The organism is Streptomyces sp. NBC_00988 (assembly GCF_045162645.1).
In the GTDB taxonomy this organism is placed as follows: domain Bacteria; phylum Actinomycetota; class Actinomycetes; order Streptomycetales; family Streptomycetaceae; genus Streptomyces.
On the sequence record NZ_CP108730.1, the window covers coordinates 11,211,915 to 11,235,440 of the forward strand.

Consider the following 23,526-nt stretch of genomic DNA (forward strand, 5'->3'; position numbering starts at 1 on the left):
TTCCCCCATGCCCGCGCGTGCCCTTCCGCATGCCCCCGGCACAACCTCGGCAGCACCGGACCACCCGAAAACGCTCCCCGCCTACCTCGCACACTGGGCCCAACACGCCCCCATCCGGCCCGCGTTCACCTTTGTCGACCACACTTCCTCCGGGGTACGGGGCAGCCACCGCACCCTCACCTGGCAGCGCGTCGACGTACGGACCCGGGCGGTCGCCGCCCGGCTCGCGGACACCGTGGCTCCCGGCGAGCGCGTCGCCGTGCTCTGTCCCCAGGGCACCGAATACGTCATCGGCTTTCTCGCCGCGCTGACCGCCGGCACCGTCGCCGTACCGATGTTCACCCCCGACCTGCCCGGCCACGGCGACCGCTTGGCCGGAGTCCTGGACGACGCGCAGCCCTCGGCCGTCCTCACCACGAGCGCCGCGGCCGAGACCGTAGGCACCTTCCTGGACGCGCACGGCCTGCGCCACCGCCTGATCGTCACCGACTTCGTCTCCGACGACCAGGCCGACGCGTGGCAGCCGCCCGCTCTGGACGAACAGTCGACCGCCTACCTCCAGTACAGCTCCGGATCGACCCGGTTCCCCACCGGCGTCGAGATCTCGCACGCCAACGTCGTCGCCAACGCCGGCCAGGCGCTCACCGCGTACGGCGCCGACGACCGCCGCCTCACCATGGTCGGCTGGCTGCCGCTCTACCACGACATGGGACTGGTGCTCAGCGTCGCCACTCCCGTCGTACGCGGACTGCTGTCCGTCCTGATGGATCCCCTCGCCTTCCTCCAACGGCCCGCCCGCTGGCTGCACTTGCTGTCCGAGCACCCCAACGTCCTCAGCGCCGCACCGAACTTCGCGTACGACTACTGCGCGGCCGTCGTCGCGGAGAAGGACAAGGCCGGGCTCCGGCTGGACCGGGTCGCCGCGCTCGTCAACGGCAGCGAACCGGTGCGGCCCGAAACGGCCGACCGCTTCGGGGCCGCCTTCGCCGGGCACGGACTTCCGGCCGACGTCCACTGCCCGTCCTACGGGCTCGCCGAAGCCACCGTCTTCGTCAGCGCCCACCGGCCAGGGCAGCCGTTGCGCCGATACGCCCTGGACCGCGAGGCACTGGCGGCCGGCAAGGCCCTGCCCGTCCCACCCGGTGACCCCACCGCCGTGCTGCTCGCCGCCTGCGGTGAACCCGTCGGCCAGGCGGTTCGCATCGTCGACCCCGCCACCGCCACCGTCCTGCCCGCGGGGGAGGTGGGCGAGATCTGGGTGCAGGGACCCAACATCGCGTGTGGCTACCTGGAGCGCGGCCCGCAGACCCGCAAGACCTTCCAGGCCCGACTCGCGCACGCCACCGGCCACTGGCTGCGCACCGGTGACCTCGGGACGGTGCTCGACGGTCAACTCGTGGTCACCGGGCGCCTGAAGGACCTGATCATCGTCGACGGACGCAACCACTACCCGCAGGACATCGAGAACACCGCACAGGCCGCCCACCTGGCGATACGCCCCGACCGCCTGGCGGCCTTCGCGGTGCCCGCCGGGCACCTCCCCGGCGCCGGGGCCACCATCGCGGCGGAGAGCGCCGTGATCGTCGCGGAGCATGTACGCGGTCTGGACGCACCGGCCCGTGACCCCAAGGAGGTCTCCGCCGCCGTACGCGCCGCCGTCTCCGCCCGGCACGGCCTGCGACTGGCCGACGTGCTGCTCCTCCCACCCGGCACCGTGCCCCGCACGACCAGCGGCAAGATCTCCCGCACACTGACCCGCGCGCAGTACCTCGACGGCTCCTACGACCGCCCCGAGCGAGGCACGGAATGAGCCCGGTCCCGTCCGACGCCACCGGCCTGCGACGCCTGGTCGTCGAACGGATCGCCCACTGGTCCGGGGTACCCGGCGCCGACATCGCCGCCGACCGGCCGCTGGCGGAGCTCGGGATGTCCTCCCGCGACGCGGTCGCGATCGCTGCGGAACTCTCCCGCACGCTCGGCCGGGAGCTGCCCGCGACCCTGCTGTGGGAGACGTCGACCGTCGACGGTCTGGTCGCCCTGCTCGGCGGGAGTGCGGAGCCCGTTCCGGAGAGCGCGTTCGTCCCGCGGGAGATCGCCGTCGACGACGACGAACCGGTCGCCGTGGTCGGCGTCGGCTGCCGCCTCCCCGGCGGCGTGCGCGGACCCGGTGACTACTGGCGGCTGCTCGTCGAGGGCACCGACGCCATCGGCCGGGTGCCCGAGGGGCGTTGGCGGGACTTCGTCACCGAGGCCCCGGCGGACGCCAACCCGTGGGGCGGATACCTCGACGACGCGACCCTCACCGGGTTCGACTCCACCTTCTTCCGCATCTCCCCGCGCGAGGCCGACGCGATGGACCCGCAGCAGCGCATGCTGCTGGAGGTCGCCCAGGAGGCCCTCGACCACGCGGCCATCCCCGCCGCATCCCTGGCCGGGACCGCCACCGGTGTCTTCGTCGGCATCTCGGCCCACGACTACGGCCACCTCACCGCCGCCGACCCGGCGACCGTCGACCCCTGGGCGACCACCGGGGCCGCCACCTCGGTCGCGGCGGGCAGGCTCAGTTACGTGTACGACCTGCGCGGCCCGAGCGTCGCCGTCGACACTGCCTGCTCGTCCTCCCTCGTCGCCGTCCACCAGGCCTGCACCGCCCTGCGCGGCGGCGAATGCGACACGGCGCTCGCCGCCGGCGCCAACCTGCTGCTCTCGCCGGCCGTCACCGTCGCGTTCGGCCGCGCCGGGGCCCTGGCGCCCGACGGCCGGTGCAAACCGTTCTCCCAGTCCGCCGACGGCATCGGCCGCGCCGAGGGCTGCGCCGTGGTGGTGCTCAAGCGGTTCAGCGACGCGCTGCGCGACGGCGACCGGGTCCTCGCCGTCATCACGGCCACCATCGTCAACTCCGACGGCCGCTCCAACGGCCTCATGGCACCCAGCCCGGCAGCCCAACGTGCCCTCCTGGAAACGGCCTACGCGCGAGCGGGCCTCGATCCGGCGACCGTCGACTACGTCGAGGCGCACGGTACCGGCACGCCCCTCGGCGACCCCATTGAGGCGGGCGCCCTGGCCGACGTCCTGGGCCGCGAACGCCACCCGGACCAGCCGCTGTTGCTCGGCTCGGTCAAGAGCAACCTCGGCCACCTGGAGGCAGCCGCCGGAGTCGCGGGCCTGGTGAAAGCCGTCCTCGCACTCCACCACGGCATCATCCCCGGCTCGTTGCACTGCGCCCGGCCCGCCCTGGACGACGAGCGGCTGCGCGTGGTCACCGAACCCGAACCCTGGCCCCGCTACGGCGGAACCGCGACCGCCGGAGTCTCCGCCTTCGGCTTCGGCGGCACCAACGCACACGCCGTACTGGAGGAGTGGCAGCCGAGCCGTCCCGCCGAACGCGCCCTCAACACCTCTGTGTCCGCAGGCCTGTTGCAGCTCAGCGACGCCGATCCGGCCCGCGTCCGGCATACCGCCGCCGAACTCGCCGACTGGCTCGACACCCCCGCCGGGAGCGCCGCCCGGATCCACGACATCGGCCGCACACTCGCCGGACGCACCGGCCGCGGCCCCGCCCGCGCGGCCGTCGTCGCCCACGACCGCGACGGCCTCACCACCGCACTCCGCGCCTTGGCGGCCGGCCGGCCCCACCCACGCGTCAGCACCGGCGACCGGAACAAGCTCGGCCCCGGCCCGGTCTGGGTCTTCTCCGGCTACGGCACCCAGTGGACCGCGATGGGCCGCCAACTCCTCGGCTGCGAGCCCGCGTTCGCCGCCGCCGTGGAGAAACTGGAGCCGGTGCTCGCGACCGGCTGCGGCATCTCCCTGTACGACCTCCTCGACGACTGCACGGACGACGACCTACGGCATGTCGAAATAGCCCAACCCCTCGTCTACGGCACCCAGTTGGCGCTCGCCGAACTCTGGCGCTCCTACGGCGTGGAACCCGCCGCCGTCATCGGGCACTCCATGGGCGAGGTCGCGGCGGCCGTCGTCGCCGGGGCACTCGATCCCGCCGACGGCGCCCGCGTCATCGCCGTACGGTCCCGGCTGCTCGCCACGTTGCGCGGTGGGTCGATGGCCGTCGTGGACCTGACCGACGACGAACTCGGCGACCTGGAACGGGACTTCCCGGGTGTGTACCTCGCCGTGGACTCCTCGCCCGGGCAGAAGACCGTCACCGGCGAGGCACCCGCCGTCGCGCGGTTCGTCGAACACCTCACCGCGCAGGGCCGAACGGCCCGCGCCATGCCCGTCCGGGGCGCCGGACACTCGCCCCAGGTCGAACCGCTGCTGCCCGAACTGACCGGCGCCCTCGGCGGAATCGGGGGCCGGACCGGCGGCACCGTCCGCGCCTACTCCACCGTCCACGACGACCCCGGCCACCCCTGCACCTTCGACGCCGGGCACTGGGCGGAGAACCTGCGCCGCCCCGTCCGGCTCGCCGGTGCGCTGGCCGCCGCCGCGGCCGACGGGCACACCGCGTTCATCGAGATCTCCCCGCACCCCGTGCTCCTGCACGCCCTCACCGAGACCCTGCCCGACGCCCTCCACCTGCCGACCCTGCGCCGAGGCGACGACCCCGCCCTCACCTTCCGCCTCCAACTGGCCGCCCTGCACGCGGCAGGCCATCCCCTCCCGGCCGACCCCCTCCACCCGCACGGCGAGGTCGTCGACGTTCCCTTCCCGGCCTGGCGGCACACCCGCCACTGGTGGACGAGTGAGCAGCCCCACCTGGACGGCGGGCGCAGCCTCCCCGAACTGCCTGACGTACCAGCCTCGTTGGCCATTGACGGCACTGTCACCGAGCGGCTCATCCGCCATATCGCCGCCGTCGCGGGCCACTTGCCGGAGCGGATCACCCCCGACACCCCGCTCACCGACCTCGGCCTCGACTCACTCATGGCCGTCCGCCTGCGCGCGGCCGTGGAGCGCGAGTTCGGCGCCGCGCCCTCGACAGGCGACCTGATGCGGGCCGACACCGTCCAGGCCGCCGCCGACGCGATCACCCGCGTCGCCCAACACGACTGGCAGCAAGGCCTGTTGGAGTCTCCGGTGACTCCAGTGGTCCCCAGCCCGGCCGACCGGCGCATGCCCTACCCCTTGCGTGCGCTGCGCTCGGGCGGCGACCGTCCGCCGCTTGTCCTGGCCCACGCGGCCGGCGGCACCCCGGACGTCTACCGGCCCCTCGCCGGGCTGCTGGCTCCCGGGGTGCCGGTGTACGGACTGGACCGGGTGGAGGAGGCGGACACGGTCGCCGCGAAGGCGCGGCTGTGCGCGGAGGCGATCCGCAAGGTGTGGCCCGACGGCGGCTATTGCATCGGCGGTTGGTCGTTCGGCGGTTTCGTGGCTCAGGAGACCGCCCGACTCCTGGCCGCCGAGTTCGCACCCCCGGACGCGGTGGTGCTCATCGACGCCGTACGCCCGCTGCCCCGCCCGCCGGGACGGACCGCGTGGGACGTGGCGCGGGAGCACTTCGAGGGCTTCGCCGCGTACGCCTCCCGCACCTATGGCGCGCAACTGGACCTGCCCTACGCCGAGTTGGCCGGGCTCGACGACCGGGCCCGCATCAACCTGGTACTGGAGACCCTGAGCAAGGTCGCCGACGTCCCGCCCGCCGCGCTGCGCCACCAGCGCGACTCGTACCTCGACCTGCGGACCGGCGAGGCGCACACCCCCCGCCCCTACGACGGCCGGGTGATCCTCTACCGCGCCACCGAACCCGCGCCGCACACCGTGCGCGATCCGGCGTACGAGCGCACGGACGAGGCCCTCGGCTGGGACGAGCTGTGCGCGGACCTGGAGATCGTGCGCGTCCCCGGTCACCACCTGTCGCTCCTCGACCCGCCGCACGCCCAGGCCATCGCCGACCACCTGAACCGGGTGCTCGGCTGAACACCCCGCTCCCCGCCGCCACTTCACAAGGAGCCGCCCGCCATGTCCGACCACCCGTCCGTTCCCCGCCGCGGTCCGTCCCGTCGCACCATCGCCAAGGCAGCCGCCCTCGGTGTCGCGGGCATGCTCGTCGGCGCCGGGAGAGCCTCGGCCGCCGACGTCACCGTCACCCAACTGGGCCCGCGTACCTACGACTTGGGCATCCCCTCGGCCGCGCTGGGCCGCACCGCACCCGTACGGATCATCCTGCCGACCTCCTACGCGGCGTTCCCCGGCCGCACTTGGCCGGTGCTCCACCTCCTGCACGGCGCACACGACGACTACAACTCGTGGACCCGTGAGACCGACATCGAGGCGTTCACCGCGAACCGGGACCTGATCGTCGCCATGCCGGACGGCGGGCCCACCGCCATCCCCACGCACTGGCGGACCGGCCTCGACTACGAGACCTTCCAGCTCCAGGAGGTTCCGGCGGTCCTGCGCAGCGGATACCGGGCCTCCACCGTCCAGGCCGTCGCCGGCGTCTCGACCGGGGGATACGGCGCCATGGCGCACGCCGCCCGCCACCCGGGAATGTTCGTCGCGGCGGCGTCGTACAGCGGAATCCCCGACACCACCGTGACCAACATGCCGACGATCATCCAGGGGATCGTCAGACGGGAGAACCTCGATCCCCTGACGTTGTGGGGCGATCCGACGACGGACGCCGCCACCTGGCAGGACTTCAACCCCCGGGCCCGCGCCGCCGCCTTGCGGGGTACCGCGCTCTACGTCTCCGTCGGCAGCGGCAGTCTCGACGGCGGAATCGGCACCATCCTCGCGCTGCTGCAGATCATCGTCAGCGGCACCGCGAATGTGCTGCCCGGAGTCCTGGAGAGCCTGGTCGCACCCGCGACACAGGCCTTCGTCACCGCACTCGGGCAACTGGGCGTCCCGGCCACCCAGCACCTGTATCAGGGCGGCGGGCACCAATGGAGCGACTGGAAGCGGGAGTTCGCCAACTCGTGGCCGGTTCTCGCCGGTGCGCTCGGTCTACCGGCCTGAACCGTACGGATTTGTCGCGCACGGACAAAATCAAAGCTCCGCCCTATAGTCCACGGACAGTCCGACAGGGTCCTGAGGGAGATATCGTCAGCGTCCGGACCGCCTTGACCGAGCGGTTAGGAGCAAGCCGTATGGACCCGTTCGCCGCCGTCCCTCACCGACTGGCAGACTTTTTACGCCCCCATCTCGACGACATGGCCGCGGAGGTGGCGCGCGAGGTACAGCTTCAGGTACCCGAGTACGCGAGACCGGCCGACGACGCCTACGTGCGGACGATAAGAGCCGGCGTCAGGCAGGCCCTGGCCCTGTTCGTGGACCGCATCGCCGACAACGGCCGGGCGGGGGAACACGTCGTCCACACGTACCAGGCGATCGGGCGGGGCGAAGTCGGTGAAGGGCGCGGCCTCGAAGTCCTCCAGGCCGCGCTCAGGCTCGGCGGGCGCGCCGCCTGGCGGCGCATGATGAAGGCCGCCGAAGAACTGGAGCTGGACTCCAGCGAGGTGGCCGCGCTGGCGGACGCGGGCTTCACCCACATGCACGAGATCATGCAGGCGGCCACCGAGGGCCACACCGAGGCGCAGCTGCGCAGCACCGGCGAGTTGCAACGGCGCCGTATGCGGCTGCTGGACCTGCTGTTCGCCGATCCGCCGGCCTCCCCGGAGGTGGTCGCCGAACTCGCCCGCGCCGCGGCCTGGCCCCTGCCGCAGCGGGTCGCCGTCATCGCGGTGGGGGGCACCGAGCAGCAGCAGGGTGACGAACTGCTGTTGCCCACCGCGGTGTTGGCCGACATGACCGCCCGCCCGGCACGTCTGGTCATCCCGGACCCGGACGTGCCCGGCTCCTCGTGGGCACACGCGCTCGCCTCGGCGCTGCGCGGCCGGCCCGCGGCCGTCGGGCCGACGGTCCCGCTCGCACAGACCGCGGACTCGTTACGCCTGGCCGCCCGAGCCCTCTCCCTCATGCGGCGCGGTGTCCTGCCCGGCGAGGGTGTGCTCCGGTGCGCCGACCACCTCACGACGCTGATCCTCCACGCGGACGAGCCGCTGCTCCGGGCGCTGTCGCACCGGGCCCTCGCACCGCTGGCCGGAATCCCGGCGCCACAGCGCGACCGGCTGGCAGAGACACTGCTGGCGTGGCTGCAGTGCGAGAGCAGTGTCAACAGCACGGCCCTGCGTCTGCATATCCATCCGCAGACGGTGCGTTATCGCATGCGGCAGTTGGAGAAACTGTTCGGCGAGAGCCTCCAGGATTCAGAGACCCGTTTCGAACTGGAACTGGCCCTGCGGGCGAATGCCGTCCCCGGCTCACCCCATGAACCCCCTTCCCGTCCGGCGCCGGAATCCGTCCGCCCCTCGGTATCTCCTTTGCGATCCACCGAAGGCTGATTCTCTCGCGCTTACATTTTCCTCGCCCCTTACTCCTGGCCGGACAAGAACCGGGCCTGACTTTGTCACTCCGCTGACTAACGTATGCATGATGGCTCGCCGGTCCATCCGGCGGGCCGTTTCTGCTGTTCAGGGGCCATGCAGTGAAAGCGCGAGGCCAATATCAAGCCGGTTCTGGACACTCTTTTGCGGTATGGACCTTTGATATTTGGCAGGGGTAGCCGGCGGGCTTGCCGACCCATGCAATAGCGCGCTGACCAGCATTCGAATCACTCGCGCCCACCCCGTCCCATCGGCGCCCCTGGCGCGAAAACATCCGAATTGGTTTCCGGCCGATCCGTCGAGCACCGGCGATTTTTCGCCATGGTTCACAGAATGGACACAGGGGCCGCACAAGCTCTCCACTACATTGGCGCACCAGAAAGCGGTTGCGACCGGCCCCTTCGCGGGATGCCGGCGTCCCGTGAGCGAGTACGTCCGCTCCCCGAGAGCCGTACTCACCCCCCATGCCCGGAGAGGGAACTGCACCGCATGAAGCGGACCACACGCACTGCCGTACTGACGGCGGGCGCGCTCGTCGCCGCGCTCGGCCTCCCCGCCGGTACGGCGCACGCCGCCCCCACACCCCGAGTGGACCTGCGGGTTCTCGTGGTGAGTGACGGAGGACCGGCGACCGACGCCATCACGGCGGAACTCGACACCGACGGCACGCCGTACACCGAGATAGACCTCGGTGCGACCGGCCGGCCGACCATCAACGCGGCCTTCCTCGCGGACACCGTGCTCGGCGTACCGCGCGCCAGGTTCCAGGCCGTCGTCCTGCCCAACGACAGCCCGTTCGCGGCCGGTTCGGCCGAGATGGCGGCGCTCGCGGCCTACGAGCAGACGTACGCGATCCCCCAGGTCGACGCGTACACCTACGCACGCCCGGCGGCGGGACTGCAGGACGCCGCCCAGGGCGGCTACTCCGGCGGTGTCGACGGCGTGCGGGCCGCGGTGACCGCCGCCGGCAGGGCGGGCCCCTTCGGCTACCTCGACGGCCCGGTCCCCTTCGAGGACAACGACCCGGCGGTGGGCGAGAGTTACGCGTATCTGTCGACCCCGGCGGCGGGCGCCGACTTCACGCCGTACGTGGACGCCCCGATCCCCGGGAAGACGACGCGGGGCTCGCTGGTGGGGGAGTACCGGCACGACGGACGGCGCGAGCTCGTCGTCACCTTCGTCTACAACCAGTACCAGCAGCAGTTCCGGCTGCTGGCCCGCGGCATCGTGGAGTGGATGACCGGAGGGGTCCATCTCGGCGCCACCCGCAACTACTTCGCCGTGCATGTGGACGACGTGTTCGCGTCCGACGACCGCTGGAACAGCACCCTCAACTGCACGCCCGGTGACGTCGACTGCACCGACCCGAACGCCACCCCCGACCCGATCCGTATGACCCCCGCGGACGTCACCTACGCCACCGACTGGGAGACCCGGCAGGGCCTCACCCTGGACCTGGCCTACAACGCGGTCGGCACCGTCGACCAGCGCGCCGACAACAACGGCGCGGACCCGCTGGCCGACGCGCTCCTCACCAGGAAGAACCAGTTCCGCTGGATCAACCACACCTACACGCACGCCTTCCTGGGCTGTGTGCAGAACATCACCGTGGTGCCGTGGAAGTGCGACACCAACGTCAACGGCACCACCAAGTGGGTCAGCACGGCCGACATCTCCACCGAGATCGCCGACAACCGCGCCTGGGGCCAGACCAACGGACTCCCGCTGAACACCAAGGAGTTGGTCACCGGCGAGCACTCCGGCATGAAGGTGCTGCCGCAGCAGCCCGTCGACAACCCCAACCTGGCCCTCGCCCTCAGCCTGAACGGCATCACCTCGCTCGGCTCGGACAACTCCCGTGAGCCCGCCCAGCGTCAGCTCGGCCCCGCCCTCACCGTCCCGCGTTATCCCGTCAACGTCTTCTACAACGCGGGCCGCGCCGCCGAGCAGGTCGACGAGTACAACTGGATCTACACCAAGCGCGCCCAGGGCGGCAGCGGCATCTGCGAGGACAACCCGGCGACCACCACCTGCCTGCCGGCACCGCTGAACACGGCCACCGGCTACGCCGACCGCATCGTGCCGCTGGAGACCCGCGCCGCGCTCGGGCACGTGCTGTCGGGCGACCCCAAGCCGCACTTCATCCACCAGTCGAACCTCACCGAGGACCGCCTCGCCTACCCGATCCTCGACGGAGTCCTCAACGGCTACCGCGCCCTGTTCGCGGACAACACCCCCGTGGTGAACCTGCGGATGGAGGACATCGGCATCGAACTCCAGCGCAGGGCCGCCTGGCAGAAGGCCCTCCAGGCCGGCCAGGTGACCGCCTACCGCATCGGCAACCAGGTCACCGTCCAGGCGCCGTCCGGGCTGGCGGTCAGCGGCTCCGTGCCGATCGGGACCACCCTGGGCGGCGCCGCCTTCGGGACGCCGTACGCGGGCAGGCTCTCCGGCTGGAACACCTCCGTCGGCCTCCCGGTCACGCTCACCCTCCCGGCCTCCGCCACGGCCACGGCCGCCGTCACCTCCTCCGGGAGTCCCACGGCGACGAAGCCCGCCCCGGACACCCGCGTCCCCGCGGCCGTGACCGAGCGGGTTCCGGACACCGCGGCCAACTGAACGGCGCACAGGACCGGCCGGTGCGCCGCCTCCACCCGGGGGCGCACCGGCCGGGAAACACCCCCACACCTCGGCCGTGGAGCCCATCGATGTACCTTCCCTACGACGCGCGACGCCCCAGCAGCGGCGTACGCGTCACCCTGCTCACCGAAGGCACCTACCCGCACAGCCACGGCGGCGTGAGCGTCTGGTGCGACCAACTCGTCCAGGGCATGCCCGAGATCGACTTCGACGTCATTGCCGTCACCGGCACCGGACGCGAACCGCTCGTCTGGGAGCTGCCCCCGCATGTCTCGCAGGTCCTGTCCGTGCCCATGTGGGGCGACCCGCCCGCGGGCCGTGAGCCCCGGTGGAGCGCCCGCGCCCAACTGGGCGACGCCTACGAGGAGTTCCTCACCGCCCTGCTCGACCCGCGCGCCGAGGCCCGCTTCCCGCGCGCCCTCTATGTGCTTGCCCGGGCGGCGGCGGGCCGGACGCTCAGCGCCTTCCTGCGTGGCGACAAGGCGATCGCGATCCTCACCTCGGTGTGGAACCGGCCGGGACTGGCCGTGCGCGAGGCCGCCCCGAGCCTGCACGACGCGCTCACCGCGACCTCCCTCCTGGAACACGCCCTGCGCCCGCTGGCCGTACCGCTCCCGCGCACCGGCGTCACGCACGCGGTCAGCGGAGGTCTCGCCACCCTGCCGGGCCTCGCGGCACTCGACCAGCACGGTGTGCCCCTGCTGCTGACAGAGCACGGCGTCTATCTGCGCGAGCGCTATCTGGGTTACCGCATCGCGCCCTACCGTTGGCCGGTGAAGGCGGTCCTGCTCGGCTTCTTCCGGCTGCTGGCGCAGGAGAGCTACCGGCGGGCCGCCCTGATCACCCCTGGCAACCGGTACAACCGGGTGTGGGAGGAACAGGGCGGCGCGGCACCGGAGTCGATCCGCACGGTCTACAACGGCGTGGACCCCACGGCCTTTCCCCCCGCCGGACCCGAGCCGCAGGGGTTCACCCTCAGCTGGGCCGGCCGGGTCGACCCGATCAAGGACCTGGAGACCCTGATCCGCGCCTTCGCGTTGGTGCGGGCCCAACTCCCTTACGCCCGGCTGCGGTTGTTCGGCGGCACACCGCGCGGCGGCGAGGCGTACCGAGAGCGCTGCGAGGCGCTGGCCGCCACGCTCGGGCACGCCGACGCCGTCACCTTCGAGGGCCGTGTCGACGACATCCGGGACGCCTACGCGGCCGGCAACGTGGTGATGCTGTCGAGCATCAGCGAGGGCTTCCCGTTCACCCTGATCGAGGCCATGTCCTGCGGGCGGGCGACCGTCTCCACCGACGTGGGCGGAGTGCGGGAGGCGGTCGGTGACACCGGATTCGTGGTGCCACCGCGCGACCCCGCCGCGATGGCCGCGGCGGCGCTGGAACTGCTGGGCGACCCGCAGCGCCGCCGGGCGATGGGCGAGGCGGCGCGGCTACGGGTGATCGACCGGTTCACGCTGCGCCACACCATCGACACCTTCCGCGCGATCTATCGCGAACTGCCTACGCTGCAAAGGGAGTCCGAGCGCATACCGGTCCCGGCGGAACACCTCGTCGCGGTCGCCGGATGAGCGGGCCGATGTCCCTGGAACCGGGCGGTTCCCAGCAGGACACGCTGATGCTGCGGCTCTCGGACATCCATCCGCCACACCGCCGGCCGCGCTGGGCCGTCGACGACTCCACGCTCACCATCCGACTGCCCTGGCAAGGCCCCGACCAGGAGGCGGTCAGCTGGCTCGCCGCCGCACTCGCCGACCGGATCGGACCCGCCGTCCACCCGTACGAGGTGGCCGCTCTCCTGGAGGCGGAGGGCCTGACGGCGCCGATGGTCAGGGAACGGTACGGCCATCCCAGCCTGTTCTCGCTCGCCGCCGCACTGTACGAGCAGGTACCGAGGACGTTCCCGGAACCGGCCCCGGCGGCCGACCCGTGGCGTCCGGACACTGTGCGCTGTCTGCTGCGGGGGGTGCTGTTCGCCCTGCCGGGCCTCGCGTACCTGCTCACCGCGCCGCTGTGGAACCCGAAGGAGCACGCCTCCGCGCTGATCGTGGCCGGGCTGATCTCCTGGGCCTGGGGCCAGGCTTTCGGGCACCGCGCCCACCTGCGGTTGGCGACCGGGCAGCGGGAAGGAGCCCGTACTCTCCTGTCCGGTGCGCCCCTCGGAGCACTGGTGGCCACCGCGGCGGCCGCACCGCTCGCCCACAGCGGGCCGCTGCTCTTCGCGGCGGCGGCGCAGTCGACGTATCTGGCGGCGGCCGGGGTGCTGCTGGTGCTGGCCCGCGAGCGGCTGCTGCTGGCCGCGCTCTCCCCGCTGATCGCCGGGGCCGCCGTCCTGCCCTGGTGGGAGCCGGGCGACCTCGTGAGGGCCGAGCTGCCGACGCTGGCCGTGGTGGCCACGTTCTTCGCGGCCGTCTGGGCGCTCAGGGAGCCCCTCGTGGCGCCCGCCGTGCCCGGTGCGGCCCGGCCGCGCGTGCTCTCCTCCCTGCCGTACGGCCTGTTCGGGCTGGCGGCCGGGGTGCTGGTGCTGCTGGAGGCGCGCCAGGAGCCGTACGCGGTGATCGTGCTGACCGTCAGCATGGGACCCGCGGAGTGGCTGCTCTACCGCTACCGCGGTCTGTCGGTGGCCGCGCTGCGCGCCAGCGCGACACCGGCGGGGTTCCTGCTCCGCACGGCCGACAACCTCACTCTCTGTCTGCTCGGCTACCTGCTGCCGCTGTGGCCGGTGGCCCTGTTCATCGGTGCCGGACCGATCGGACTGCTGTCGCTCGCGGCGGCCCTGTGGACCGCCCTGTTGCTCCAGGCGTTCGGGGCGGCCTGGGTGTCGGCGGTCGTCTCTCTCACTGCGGCGGGAGGCGCCGGGGCGGTGACGTTCCTCCACCTGCAGCCCGGCCCGGCCGCCGCGCTCACCCTGTGCAGCGGCGCCGCCGCGCTGTGCCTGTCGGCGTCCGTGCTGTGGCTGCTCGGCCGACCCGCGCCCCACGCGTAGGCGGCCCACCCCACCCGCGTCCGCCGTCCACCCCCCACCTCAACTCATTGGAAGGACAACAGAGTTGACCTCCGCAGCACTCGCCGCCGTCACCGGAGCCGAGGGGTTCATCGGCTCCCATCTCACCGAGGCACTGGTCGCCTCCGGGCACCGGGTACGAGCCATGGCCCAGTACAACTCCTTCTCCTCCTACGGCTGGTTGGAGACCCTGCACCCGGACGTCCTCGACCAGGTGGAGATCGTCCTCGGCGACGTCCGCGACCCGGGCTCGGTCCGCGGTCTCCTCGAAGGCGCCGACACCGCCTACCACTTGGCTGCGCTGATCGCGATCCCGTACTCCTACCAGGCACCGCACAGTTACGTGGACACCAACGTCACCGGCACCCTCAACGTGCTGGAAGCCGTGCGCGCGCTGGGCACGCCCCGGCTGGTGCACACCTCCACCAGCGAGACGTACGGCACCGCCCGGACCGTACCGATCACCGAGGACCACCCCATCAACACCCAGTCCCCGTACGCCGCTTCGAAGGCGGGCGGCGACCGGCTGGCCGACAGCTACTACGCGAGCTTCGAGACGCCCGTGGTGACGCTGAGGCCCTTCAACACCTTCGGGCCGCGCCAGTCGATGCGGGCCGTCATCCCCACCGTCATCGGCCAAGTGGCCGCCGGGGAACGGACGATCACCCTCGGCGACCTGAGCCCCACCCGGGACTTCACCTACGTCAAGGACACCGCGCAGGCGTTCCTGGCCGTCGGCACCGCGCCCGCCGAACAGGTGGTGGGCCGCACCTTCAACGCCGGTACCGGCAGGGAGATCTCGGTCGGCGACCTGGTCGCGCTGATCGGCAAGGTGATGGACACCGCGCTCGACATGCGCGAGGACACCGCGCGCATCAGACCCGCCAACTCCGAGGTGATGCGGCTGGTCGCGGACGCGAGCCGGCTCACCGCCGCGACCGGCTGGCAGCCCGCGCACACCCTGGAGGAAGGGCTCGCGCACACCGTGGAGTTCTTCCGCGCCCCGGCCAACCTCGCCCGGTACAAGACCGGCATCTACAACATCTGAACCGCCGGGCACCGCCCTCACGAACCCCACGAAGGAGGAGTCCCATGCATGCAGTGATCCTGGCGGGAGGCAAGGGTGTCCGGCTGCGGCCCTACACCACGGCGCTGCCCAAGCCGCTCGTCCCCATCGGCGACCAGCACGCCATCCTGGAGATCGTGCTGCGCCAACTGGCCACGGCCGGCTTCACCCGCGTCACCATCGCCATCGGCCACCTCGGCGAGATCATCCGCGCCTACGTCGGCGACGGCACCCAGTGGGGCATGGACATCGACTACGCCACCGAGGAAAGCCCGTTGGGCACCCTGGGCCCGCTGCTCACGCTGCGCGAGAAGCTGCCCGAGACCTTCCTCGTGATGAACGGCGACGTCCTGACCGACCTCGACTACGCGGACATGCTGCGCACGCACGAGGAGTCGGGGGCGCCGCTGACGATCGCCACGTACGCCCGCAAGGTGCACATCGACTTCGGGGTGCTGACCACCGACCTGTCGAGGGTGACCGCCTTCACCGAGAAACCGAGCATCGACTACCGCGTCTCCATGGGCGTCTACGGCGTCTCGCGCGACACCCTGGACGGCTACACGCCCGGGCTGCCGCTGGGCTTCGACGAGCTGGTCCTGGACCTGATACGGGATCAGAACCAGCCGCACGCCTACGACTTCGGGGGCTACTGGCTCGACATCGGACGCCCCGACGACTACGACCGGGCCAACGCCGAGTTCACGTCCCGCAAGTCCCATCTCCTCAAGGGGGCCTGAGCACCCCATGCGCATTCTCGTCCTGGGTGCCACCGGCTATCTCGGAGCCCATGTCGCCGAACGGCTGCGCACCTTGCGGGGTGCGCAGGTCCTCCGGGCCGGCCGTTCTCCCGGCGCGGACCACGAGGTCGACCTCGCCTCCGTCCGTCCGGCGGAGCTGGCCAAGACCCTGGCCTCGGTCGAACCCGACGCGGTGGTCAACTGCGCGGGCGCGACCGGCGGCGACGCGGTGACCCTCGCCGAGCTCAACACCCGTGGCCCTGCGGTACTTTGCGCCGCGCTGCGGGACGCGGCTCCGACGGCCCGGCTGGTGCACCTGGGCTCGGCCGCCGAGTACGGGCCGGGTGAGCCGGGCAACCCGGTGACGGAGTCCGCGGCGACCCGCCCGGTCGGCCCGTACGGGGCGACCAAGCTGGCGGGCACAGCCGTAGTCACCTCGTCCGGCCTCGACTCGGTGGTGCTGCGCGTCGGCAACCCCGTGGGCCCCGGAGCACCGCCCGCCGGGCTGCCGGGCCGGATGACCGCGCTGCTACGGCAGGCCGGCCGCGACCCCGACACGGTACTGCGGCTCGGTGACCTCTCCGCGCACCGCGACTTCGTGGACGTACGCGATGTGGCGTGGGCGGTCGAATTCGCGGTCACCGCGCCCCAACCGCTGTTGCCGGTGCTGAACATCGGCTCCGGCCGGGCCGTCCCGGTGCGTGAACTCGTGCACCGCCTGGCGGAGTTGGCCGGTTTCCGGGGCCGTATCGAAGAGAAGGCGGGGAGCGGTCGCTCGGTCCGCTCGGGCGAGGTGTCGTGGCAGTGTTCCGCGATCGGCGCGGCGGAGGAGGCGCTGGGCTGGCGCCCCCTCCACACCCTCGACGAGGCGCTCGCCGCCCTGTGGGAAGCCGACGGATCACCGTGAGCCTGCTCGTCCCGCTGTATGTGCACCCCGCCGAAGACCCGGGCGCCTGGCACCAGTTGATCCAGGCGGCCGGGCGCACGTACGGCGTGATCCTCAACCCCGCGAACGGGCCCGGCGAGCGGCCCGACCCCGCGTTCACCGCGGCGGCCGGGGCGCTCAGGGGGGCAGGCGCGCGGATCCTCGGCTACGTCGACACCGACTACGGGCTGCGCGCACAGGCCGAGGTCGCGGTGGACCTGCGCCGGCACCAGGAGTGGTACGCGGTCGACGGCTGCTTCCTCGACCGGGTGACGGCGACACGGCACGCGCTGCCCCGCTGCCGGCGGCTGGTGCGGACGCTGCGCAAACTGGGCGCGGGGACGGTGGTCCTCAACCCCGGGATGTACCCGGCGCGCGGCTACGCCCGCCTGGCCGACCTGACCGTCACCTTCGAGGGCCACTGGTCGACGTACGTCTCGGTGTTCACCCGCCCGTCATGGGCCATGCGCCTGCCGCCCGAGCGGCTGTGCCATCTCGTCTACGGCGTCCCCGAGGTGCTGGTGCCGCTCGCGGTGCGCACCGCGCGTGAGCGGGGCGCCGGGGTCAGCGGCCCCGTGACCGGCGAACTACCCAACCCCTGGGCCGATTTGACGCCCGCACTGACCGGAACGGAACAATGAAGTACACGGCACGAGTGATCCTGTCGGCGCTGACCCTGGCACTCGCGGGCTGTTCCGGCACCGAGCCGGAGGAGAGCCGCTGGCAGCCCCACCCCGGGCTGGCCTGGCAGTGGCAGCTCGACAGCAGGGTCGACCCGTCGGTGGACGTACCCGTCTACGACATCGACGGCTTCGAGAACACGGCGGCGGACGTGGCCCGGCTGCACCGCGACGGCCGCAAGGTCATCTGCTACATCAACGTCGGCGCGTGGGAGAACTTCCGCCCCGACAAGGCCGACTTCCCCCGCTCGCTGCTCGGCGAGCAGAACGGCTGGGCGGGCGAACGCTGGCTGGACATCCGCAAGTTGACCGTACTGCGGCCCATCATGGAGCGGCGCTTCGACATGTGCCGCGACAAGGGCTTCGACGCGGTGGAGCCGGACCTGGTGGAGGGCTACGGCAACGACACCGGCTTCCCGCTCACCGCGCGCGACCAGCTCCGCTACAACCGCATGATCGCGTCGATCGCGCATGAACGCGGGCTGTCCGTGGGCCTGAAGAACGACCTCCCGCAGATCCCCCAACTCCTGCCCGACTTCGACTTCGCGGTCAACGAGGAGTGCGCCCAGTACGACGAGTGCGCGCGCCTGTCGCCCTTCATCGCGGCCGGCAAGGCGGTCTTCCACGTGGAGTACGCGGAGCCGACGAGCCGCTTCTGCGCCGAGTCCCGGAGGCTGAGGCTGTCGTCGATGCGGAAGAGACTGGAGCTGGGGGTGTGGCGCAAGCCGTGCTGAGGCGGGAACACCGGGACGTGCTCAGGCGTCCCGATTCAGGCAGGAGGTGGAGAGGGGGTCGGCGGAGGGCGCCGACTCGGTGAGGCGGGCGGCCGCGTGCTCCGGGCCGAGGAAGGGGGCCAGCACCGAGAAGGTCAGGCCGGGCAGCAGGGCGGGCAGCTCGGCGATCCGGTCGGCGGCGATCCGCCGGTAGATCGCGGAGTAGACCCCGCCGACCACCGTGTCCACCAACTCGTCGGTGGGGATGGGCAGTTCCACTGAGGGCAGGTCGGTGAAGAAGTCCCGGAAGCGGGCCAGCAGTGCCTCGCGCGCCTCCCACCCGGCAGGCCCGACCGCGTCGATCTCCACGATCGCCATCACCGCGAACGAGGGCGCGTCGGCGAGTATGCCGAGCAGCGCGCCGAGCCCGGCTCGGACCGCACCGGGCCAGTCCGGTGCCTTGGCGTGGGCCTCCTCCATGGCGCCGATGACCATGGTCGTGCCGTACCGGTGGGCGGCGAGGAAGGCGTCCTCCTTGCCCTTGAAGAGGTCGTAGAAGACGGGCCTGGTCACGCCCGCGGCCTGGCAGATGTCGCTGACGCGGGTGTGGGCGTAGCCGACCTGGGCGACCGTGCGGACGAAGCCGTCGAGGAGCCGGTCGCGCTGGTTGGCGGCGACCACCTCGGGGGAGGTGCGGCGGGGCCCTCGGCGCAGCGAGCGCTCCGGGTCGCGGGCCATGCGGGTACCGGGCAGTACGAGCGCAGGCGGCACCGACGGGCCAGTTGCCATTCCGCGTCCTTCCTCGGGAACTCGCGCGCACTGTATTGACTTGAATACCCGTCAGGTTTACAACTCTCACAGGTTTTCTTCTTGCGCGGACCTGCGGCGGGACGCCGTCGGCGCCGTCAGTGTCACGCACCCGCAAGGCCGCCAACAAGTGCCCTCGCGTCCCTGACCCCGGGTCGGAGACGTGCACCGGTCCGGCAGTTCCCGCTGTCCCGGGAACCGCCCTGCGCGGATCGCAGCCTTCACCCCCGAGCCGGGGGCAGCGACCCGTCCTCGTCACCAACTCCCTTGTCAGAGGACCCCGCATGCGCAGATACACCGTCCCCGCCCTCGCCGTCACGGCCGCCCTGACGGCCCTGGCCCTGCTCCCCGCCACCGCCGCCTCGGCGGACAGCGCGGTGCTCACCTACGGCAGCGCCGCCGGCACCGCCGTATCCGTCGGCGACATACTCACCGCCTCGCTGGCCGGCGGCACCAAGGCCACCCTCGCCACCAGCAGCGGTGGCAGCTCCGGCATCAGCTGCACCGGTTCGACGCTCTCCGCCACGGTGACGGACAACCCCGCCGCCCCGGGCACCGCCACCGAGTCCGCGACCTCCCAGACGTTCAGCGGCTGCACCAGCAACGTCTTCGGCGTCAACTCGGTGCGGAGCATCACCGTCAACGGCCTGCCCTACAGCACCGCCGCCTCCTCCGACGGCACCGTCACGGTGACCCCCGCCCCGGGCGGCACGATCCAGACCACGGTGGTCCTCTCCACCCTCCTGGGCTCCGTCACCTGCGTCTACCAGGCGCCCGGTCTCTCCGCGGTGAGCTCCAACAGCTCCACCAGCCTGACCTTCACCAACCAGGCGTTCACCAAGGTCTCCGGCTCCCTGCTGTGTGCGGGCAACGGCTACTTCTCGGCCACCTACGCCCCCGTGGCCGACAGCAGCGTCAGCGGTGTCCCCGCCGTCTACACCAACTGACAGCTCGTCCGAGAGGAGTTCCGTGAAACTGCTCCGCCCCCGAGCGCTCATGGCGATCCTCGCGATCGTCACCTCGATCGCCCTCGCCCTCATCGCCCCCGCCCAGGCGGCCGCCGGCAACCCCTACCAGCGCGGCCCGGCCCCGACCGAGGCGAGCGTCACCGCCGAGACCGGCCCGTTCACCGTCGCCCAGGTCAATGTGCCGTCCGGCAGCGGCCCGGGCTTCAACACCGGCACCGTCTATTTCCCCACCGACACCAGCCAGGGCACCTTCGGCGCCGTCGTCATCATGCCGGGCTTCGTCGCGCCGCAGGCGGAGATCGCCTGGTACGGACCCCGGCTGGCCTCGCAGGGCTTCGTGGTGATGACCCTCGACAGCAACGCGTTGTGGGACTTCCCGACCGACCGCAGCAACCAACAACTCGCCGCGCTCAGCTACTTGACGACCAAGAGCGCGGTGAAGAACGAGATCGACCCCACCCGGACGGCCGTGATGGGCTGGTCGATGGGCGGCGGCGGCACGCTGGAGAGCGCGGCGAGCACACCGTCGCTCAAGGCGGCCATCGCGCTGGCGCCCTGGGACATCGTCAACGTAGGTGACCAGATCACGGTGCCCACCATGATCTACGGCGCCGACAACGACAACATCGCCCCCGTCTCCACCTTCACCCTGCCCGCCTACAACGCCCTGACCAACGACCGCGACAAGGCGTTCATCGAACTCAGGAACGCCGAACACTTCACCTTCGCCAGCGCCAACAACACGATCGCCAAATACAGCATCAGCTGGCTCAAGCGCTTCGTCGACAACGACACCCGCTACGACCAGTTCCTGTGCCCGACCCCGAACGACCCCAACACCGTCGCCTTCCAGAACACCTGCCCGATGTAGCCCCCCTCCAGGAAGCGCGGCAGGCACGGGCCCTGACGGCCGCCCGTGCCTGCCGCGTTCTGTGTGCGGGTCACTCGCTGGCCTCCGTCCGGTCGAACCGGTTCGACGGAACCTAGCAGCGCGGAAATCCACCGGCAATACCTCCGACGGAGGCAGTTGCGGCGGCTCCCTCCGCAGCTCCCTCTGGGGTTCCCCTTGGATTCCAGGGGTGTTACGAGAAGTGTCGCGCGAGGTGTTGACAGCGGCTGGGGTTGTTCCTACCTTCACTTCACGCGAACCGGTTCGACAACTGGTTCCGAGTCTCGGAGTCATCGAACCGGTTCGACCCAGCCAAGGAGTGCCCGTGAACATCGGTGAGATCGCCCGCCGGGCCGGTGTCTCGCGGAGCACCGTGTCCGTCGCGCTGAGCGGCAAGCGCCCGGTGTCGGAGGACACCCGCCGGAAGATCCAGCGCGTCATCGACGAGCTGGGCTACCGGCCCAACGCCAGCGCCCGCGCACTGGCCAACGGCCGGACCAACACCATCGGCCTGGTCTTCCCGCCGGCCGGCAATCACTACACCGGTATGCAACTCGACTTCATCGGCAGTGTGGTGGAGGCGGCCGCCGCCCAGGACTACGACGTACTGCTGTCTCCCAGCGGTGTCGACAGCGACCGTTCGTTCCAGCGGATGCTGGGGGAGCGGCGGGTCGACGGCGCGATCCTGATGGAGATCAGACTGGAGGACGACCGGGTCGATCACCTGGCCGCCCTCGACTTCCCCTCCGTCGCCATCGGCCGGACCGCCCGTCCCGAGGGCACCTGGTGGGTCGGCCTTGACCACACCGCGCTGGCGGCGGCGTGTGTCCATCACCTCGCGGACCTCGGCCACCGCAGGGTCGCCTTCGTCAACCGTCCCGAACAGTTGCTGCGGGCCGGATACGAGTCCGCCCACCGAGGGCTCGACGGCTTCACCAAGGCCGCGGCCGAACGCGGGCTCACCGTCCGGACGTACTGCTGCGGGGACGACGCCGCGTCCGGCCAGGCCTGCCTGGAACAGATCCTGCACGACGACCCGGCCACCACGGCCCTGGTCACCCTCAACGAGGCCGCGCTCGGCGGTCTGTACCGCGGGCTGTCCCAGTCCGGCCGTCATGTACCGCGCGACTTCTCCGTCACCGGCGTCGTGGCGGGCCGGTGGGCGGAGACGGTGACCCCGCAGCTCACGGCGGCGGACGTGCCGGCGGAGGAGATGGGCCGACACGCCGTCGACCTCCTCGTCGAGCGGCTCGACCACCCCGACGCACCGCCCCGCCACCACCTGCTGACCCCGCCCATCTCGCTGCGCGCGAGCACCGGGCCCGGCACGCCGTCGTCCACCGAGGCCCGCTGACCTAGCCCCGCACCACCACCTCACCACGGATCACGGGCACCGCCGTCCCCTCATCACCGCCGTGGCTGTCCGGCATGCCCGCTTCCCCCCGCTCGTCACCCTCCCTCGGCACACCCGTGCCCGAAAACGAAGGAACGCGCCATGCACAGCTCCGTCAGACGGCTCCGCCTCACCGCCGTGACCGTGACCGTCCTCGCCGTCGCCGGCACCGCCACCGCCTGTTCCTCCGGGTCGGGCAGCACCGGCACCAAGGCGGCGGACAGCGGCACTTACACGATCTGGGACCCGTACCCGCAGTTCGACAAGAGCTCCGCGTGGGCCAAGCTGCTCGACGCCTGCGGCACCAAGGCCGGGGTGAAGATCAAGCGGACCGCCTTCGACACCAGCGACCTGGCGAACAAGGCGCTGCTCGCCGCCCAGCAGGACAACTCAGCCGACGTCCTCATCGTCGACAACCCGGTGGTGTCGACCCTGGCCGAGGCCGGCGTCCTCACCACGACCGCGGACAACAAGCTGGACACCTCGAAGGTGAACCCCAACCTCCTCGCCGCCGGACAGACGGGCGGCAAGACGTACGGCACCCCGATCGGCGCCAACACCCTCGCCCTCTACTACAACAAGACGGTGCTGAAGCAGGCCGGGGTGGACGTAGCCACCGTCAAGGACTGGAAGTCGCTGACCGCCGCGCTCGCCAAGGTCAAGAAGGCCGGCAAGAAGGGCATCACGTTCTCCGCGATCGGCACCGAGGAGGGCACCTTCCAGTTCCTGCCCTGGTACTGGGGAGCGGGCGCCCAACTGACCGCGCTCGACTCGGACAAGGCCGTCTCCGCCCTGACCCTGTGGAAGGACTGGCTGAAGGACGGCTACGCCCCCAACTCGGTCCTCAACAACACCCAGACGACCAGCTGGCAGGAGTTCGCCACCGGCGACTACGCCTTCAGCGAGAACGGCACCTGGCAGCTCGCCAACGCCAAGAAGGCCGGCTTCGACTACGGGGTCATCCCCGTCCCCGCCGCCGACGGCGGCAACGCGTCCGCCCCGACCGGCGGCGAGTTCGTCACCATCCCGGTCCAGGGCAAGACCGACCGCTACGCGACATCCCAGAAGATCGTGACCTGCCTGACCAGCACCGACAACCTCCTCACCACCGACACCACGCTGTCCTACGTGGCCCCCACCACCGAGGTCCAGGCCAAACAGGTCGCCGCGAACGCCGAGTTGAAGCCCTGGGTCGACGCGGTCAAGGCCGCCAAGGGACGCACCAGCGACGACCTGGGCACCAAGTACCCGAAGATCTCCGAGCAGTTGTGGAAGGCGGTCCAGTCCGCCCTCAGCGGTGCGCAGTCGCCGAAGGACGCCCTGGCCGCGGCGCAGTCCGCCGTCAAGTAG

At 71.6% G+C, this 23,526-nt stretch carries 17 protein-coding genes; 16 read left to right on the forward strand and 1 reads right to left on the reverse strand.

Annotation, left to right across the window (positions count from 1 at the left end):
- Nucleotides 1–7 precede the first annotated feature (7 nt).
- The 12 genes from OG496_RS50515 to OG496_RS50570 all read left to right on the forward strand — a co-directional run bounded on the left by OG496_RS50515 (nt 8) and on the right by OG496_RS50570 (nt 18,140).
- Nucleotides 8–1,810, forward strand: coding sequence for a fatty acyl-AMP ligase (locus OG496_RS50515; protein ID WP_405975756.1), 1,803 nt, complete (start codon nt 8–10; stop codon nt 1,808–1,810).
- Nucleotides 1,807–5,880, forward strand: a complete 4,074-nt coding sequence (locus OG496_RS50520; protein ID WP_405975757.1) for a beta-ketoacyl synthase N-terminal-like domain-containing protein — start codon at nt 1,807–1,809, stop codon at nt 5,878–5,880. The genes OG496_RS50515 and OG496_RS50520 overlap by 4 nt, the downstream gene beginning before the upstream one ends.
- Nucleotides 5,881–5,922: 42 nt before the next feature.
- Nucleotides 5,923–6,924, forward strand: coding sequence for an alpha/beta hydrolase (locus tag OG496_RS50525; RefSeq protein WP_405975758.1), 1,002 nt, complete (start codon nt 5,923–5,925; stop codon nt 6,922–6,924).
- Nucleotides 6,925–7,055: 131 nt separating this feature from the next.
- Nucleotides 7,056–8,309, forward strand: coding sequence for a PucR family transcriptional regulator (locus OG496_RS50530; RefSeq protein WP_405975759.1), 1,254 nt, complete (start codon nt 7,056–7,058; stop codon nt 8,307–8,309).
- Nucleotides 8,310–8,840: 531 nt separating this feature from the next.
- Nucleotides 8,841–10,970, forward strand: a complete 2,130-nt coding sequence (locus OG496_RS50535; RefSeq protein WP_405975760.1) for a hypothetical protein — start codon at nt 8,841–8,843, stop codon at nt 10,968–10,970.
- Between the two features lie 89 nt (nt 10,971–11,059).
- The gene (pelF, locus tag OG496_RS50540; protein ID WP_405975761.1) at nt 11,060–12,562 is read left to right on the forward strand and encodes a GT4 family glycosyltransferase PelF; all 1,503 of its coding nucleotides are present in this window, start codon (nt 11,060–11,062) and stop codon (nt 12,560–12,562) included.
- Nucleotides 12,559–13,977 carry a hypothetical protein gene (locus OG496_RS50545; protein ID WP_405975762.1) on the forward strand — a complete coding sequence of 473 codons (1,419 nt, stop codon included), beginning with the start codon at nt 12,559–12,561 and terminating at the stop codon, nt 13,975–13,977. The genes pelF and OG496_RS50545 overlap by 4 nt, the downstream gene beginning before the upstream one ends.
- Before the next feature lie 64 nt (nt 13,978–14,041).
- The gene (locus OG496_RS50550) at nt 14,042–15,043 is read left to right on the forward strand and encodes a GDP-mannose 4,6-dehydratase (protein ID WP_405975763.1); all 1,002 of its coding nucleotides are present in this window, start codon (nt 14,042–14,044) and stop codon (nt 15,041–15,043) included.
- A 44-nt stretch (nt 15,044–15,087) separates the two neighbouring features.
- A complete protein-coding gene (locus OG496_RS50555) occupies nt 15,088–15,801 on the forward strand; it encodes an NDP-sugar synthase (protein WP_405975764.1) in 714 nt (237 codons plus the stop codon).
- 7 nt (nt 15,802–15,808) lie between these two features.
- Nucleotides 15,809–16,708, forward strand: coding sequence for an NAD-dependent epimerase/dehydratase family protein (locus tag OG496_RS50560; protein ID WP_405975765.1), 900 nt, complete (start codon nt 15,809–15,811; stop codon nt 16,706–16,708).
- The gene (locus OG496_RS50565; protein WP_405975766.1) at nt 16,705–17,367 is read left to right on the forward strand and encodes a spherulation-specific family 4 protein; all 663 of its coding nucleotides are present in this window, start codon (nt 16,705–16,707) and stop codon (nt 17,365–17,367) included. The genes OG496_RS50560 and OG496_RS50565 overlap by 4 nt, the downstream gene beginning before the upstream one ends.
- On the forward strand, nt 17,364–18,140 hold the full coding sequence (locus tag OG496_RS50570; protein ID WP_405975767.1) for an endo alpha-1,4 polygalactosaminidase: 777 nt from the start codon (nt 17,364–17,366) through the stop codon (nt 18,138–18,140). Before OG496_RS50565 ends, OG496_RS50570 begins: the two co-directional genes overlap by 4 nt.
- Nucleotides 18,141–18,161: 21 nt before the next feature.
- Here the strand turns inward: OG496_RS50570 and OG496_RS50575 are convergent, their stop codons facing one another.
- Nucleotides 18,162–18,908 (reverse strand): TetR/AcrR family transcriptional regulator, encoded by a 747-nt coding sequence (locus OG496_RS50575; protein WP_405975768.1) that lies wholly within the window; start codon nt 18,906–18,908, stop codon nt 18,162–18,164.
- 302 nt (nt 18,909–19,210) lie between these two features.
- On the opposite strand from OG496_RS50575, the gene OG496_RS50580 reads away from it, so the two are divergent.
- The 4 genes from OG496_RS50580 (at nt 19,211) to OG496_RS50595 (ending at nt 23,526) form a co-directional block, all read left to right on the forward strand.
- Nucleotides 19,211–19,873 carry a Tat pathway signal sequence domain protein gene (locus tag OG496_RS50580; protein ID WP_405975769.1) on the forward strand — a complete coding sequence of 221 codons (663 nt, stop codon included), beginning with the start codon at nt 19,211–19,213 and terminating at the stop codon, nt 19,871–19,873.
- 49 nt (nt 19,874–19,922) lie between these two features.
- A complete protein-coding gene (locus OG496_RS50585) occupies nt 19,923–20,765 on the forward strand; it encodes a dienelactone hydrolase family protein (protein ID WP_405976865.1) in 843 nt (280 codons plus the stop codon).
- Nucleotides 20,766–21,108: 343 nt separating this feature from the next.
- Nucleotides 21,109–22,137 (forward strand): LacI family DNA-binding transcriptional regulator, encoded by a 1,029-nt coding sequence (locus OG496_RS50590; protein WP_405975770.1) that lies wholly within the window; start codon nt 21,109–21,111, stop codon nt 22,135–22,137.
- Nucleotides 22,138–22,278: 141 nt separating this feature from the next.
- Nucleotides 22,279–23,526 carry an extracellular solute-binding protein gene (locus tag OG496_RS50595; protein ID WP_405975771.1) on the forward strand — a complete coding sequence of 416 codons (1,248 nt, stop codon included), beginning with the start codon at nt 22,279–22,281 and terminating at the stop codon, nt 23,524–23,526.

Bases quoted from the DNA above. Each gene is read 5' to 3' on its own strand.
- OG496_RS50545 (WP_405975762.1), top strand. From the start codon at position 12,559: ATGAGCGGGCCGATGTCCCTGGAACCGGGCGGTTCCCAGCAGGACACG.
- OG496_RS50580 (WP_405975769.1), top strand. From the start codon at position 19,211: ATGCGCAGATACACCGTCCCCGCCCTCGCCGTCACGGCCGCCCTGACG.
- OG496_RS50535 (WP_405975760.1), top strand. From the start codon at position 8,841: ATGAAGCGGACCACACGCACTGCCGTACTGACGGCGGGCGCGCTCGTC.
- OG496_RS50520 (WP_405975757.1), top strand. From the start codon at position 1,807: ATGAGCCCGGTCCCGTCCGACGCCACCGGCCTGCGACGCCTGGTCGTC.
- OG496_RS50570 (WP_405975767.1), top strand. From the start codon at position 17,364: ATGAAGTACACGGCACGAGTGATCCTGTCGGCGCTGACCCTGGCACTC.
- OG496_RS50595 (WP_405975771.1), top strand. From the start codon at position 22,279: ATGCACAGCTCCGTCAGACGGCTCCGCCTCACCGCCGTGACCGTGACC.
- OG496_RS50525 (WP_405975758.1), top strand. From the start codon at position 5,923: ATGTCCGACCACCCGTCCGTTCCCCGCCGCGGTCCGTCCCGTCGCACC.
- pelF (WP_405975761.1), top strand. From the start codon at position 11,060: ATGTACCTTCCCTACGACGCGCGACGCCCCAGCAGCGGCGTACGCGTC.
- OG496_RS50515 (WP_405975756.1), top strand. From the start codon at position 8: ATGCCCGCGCGTGCCCTTCCGCATGCCCCCGGCACAACCTCGGCAGCA.
- OG496_RS50585 (WP_405976865.1), top strand. From the start codon at position 19,923: ATGGCGATCCTCGCGATCGTCACCTCGATCGCCCTCGCCCTCATCGCC.
- OG496_RS50560 (WP_405975765.1), top strand. From the start codon at position 15,809: ATGCGCATTCTCGTCCTGGGTGCCACCGGCTATCTCGGAGCCCATGTC.
- OG496_RS50530 (WP_405975759.1), top strand. From the start codon at position 7,056: ATGGACCCGTTCGCCGCCGTCCCTCACCGACTGGCAGACTTTTTACGC.
- OG496_RS50555 (WP_405975764.1), top strand. From the start codon at position 15,088: ATGCATGCAGTGATCCTGGCGGGAGGCAAGGGTGTCCGGCTGCGGCCC.
- OG496_RS50575 (WP_405975768.1), bottom strand. From the start codon at position 18,908: ATGGCAACTGGCCCGTCGGTGCCGCCTGCGCTCGTACTGCCCGGTACC.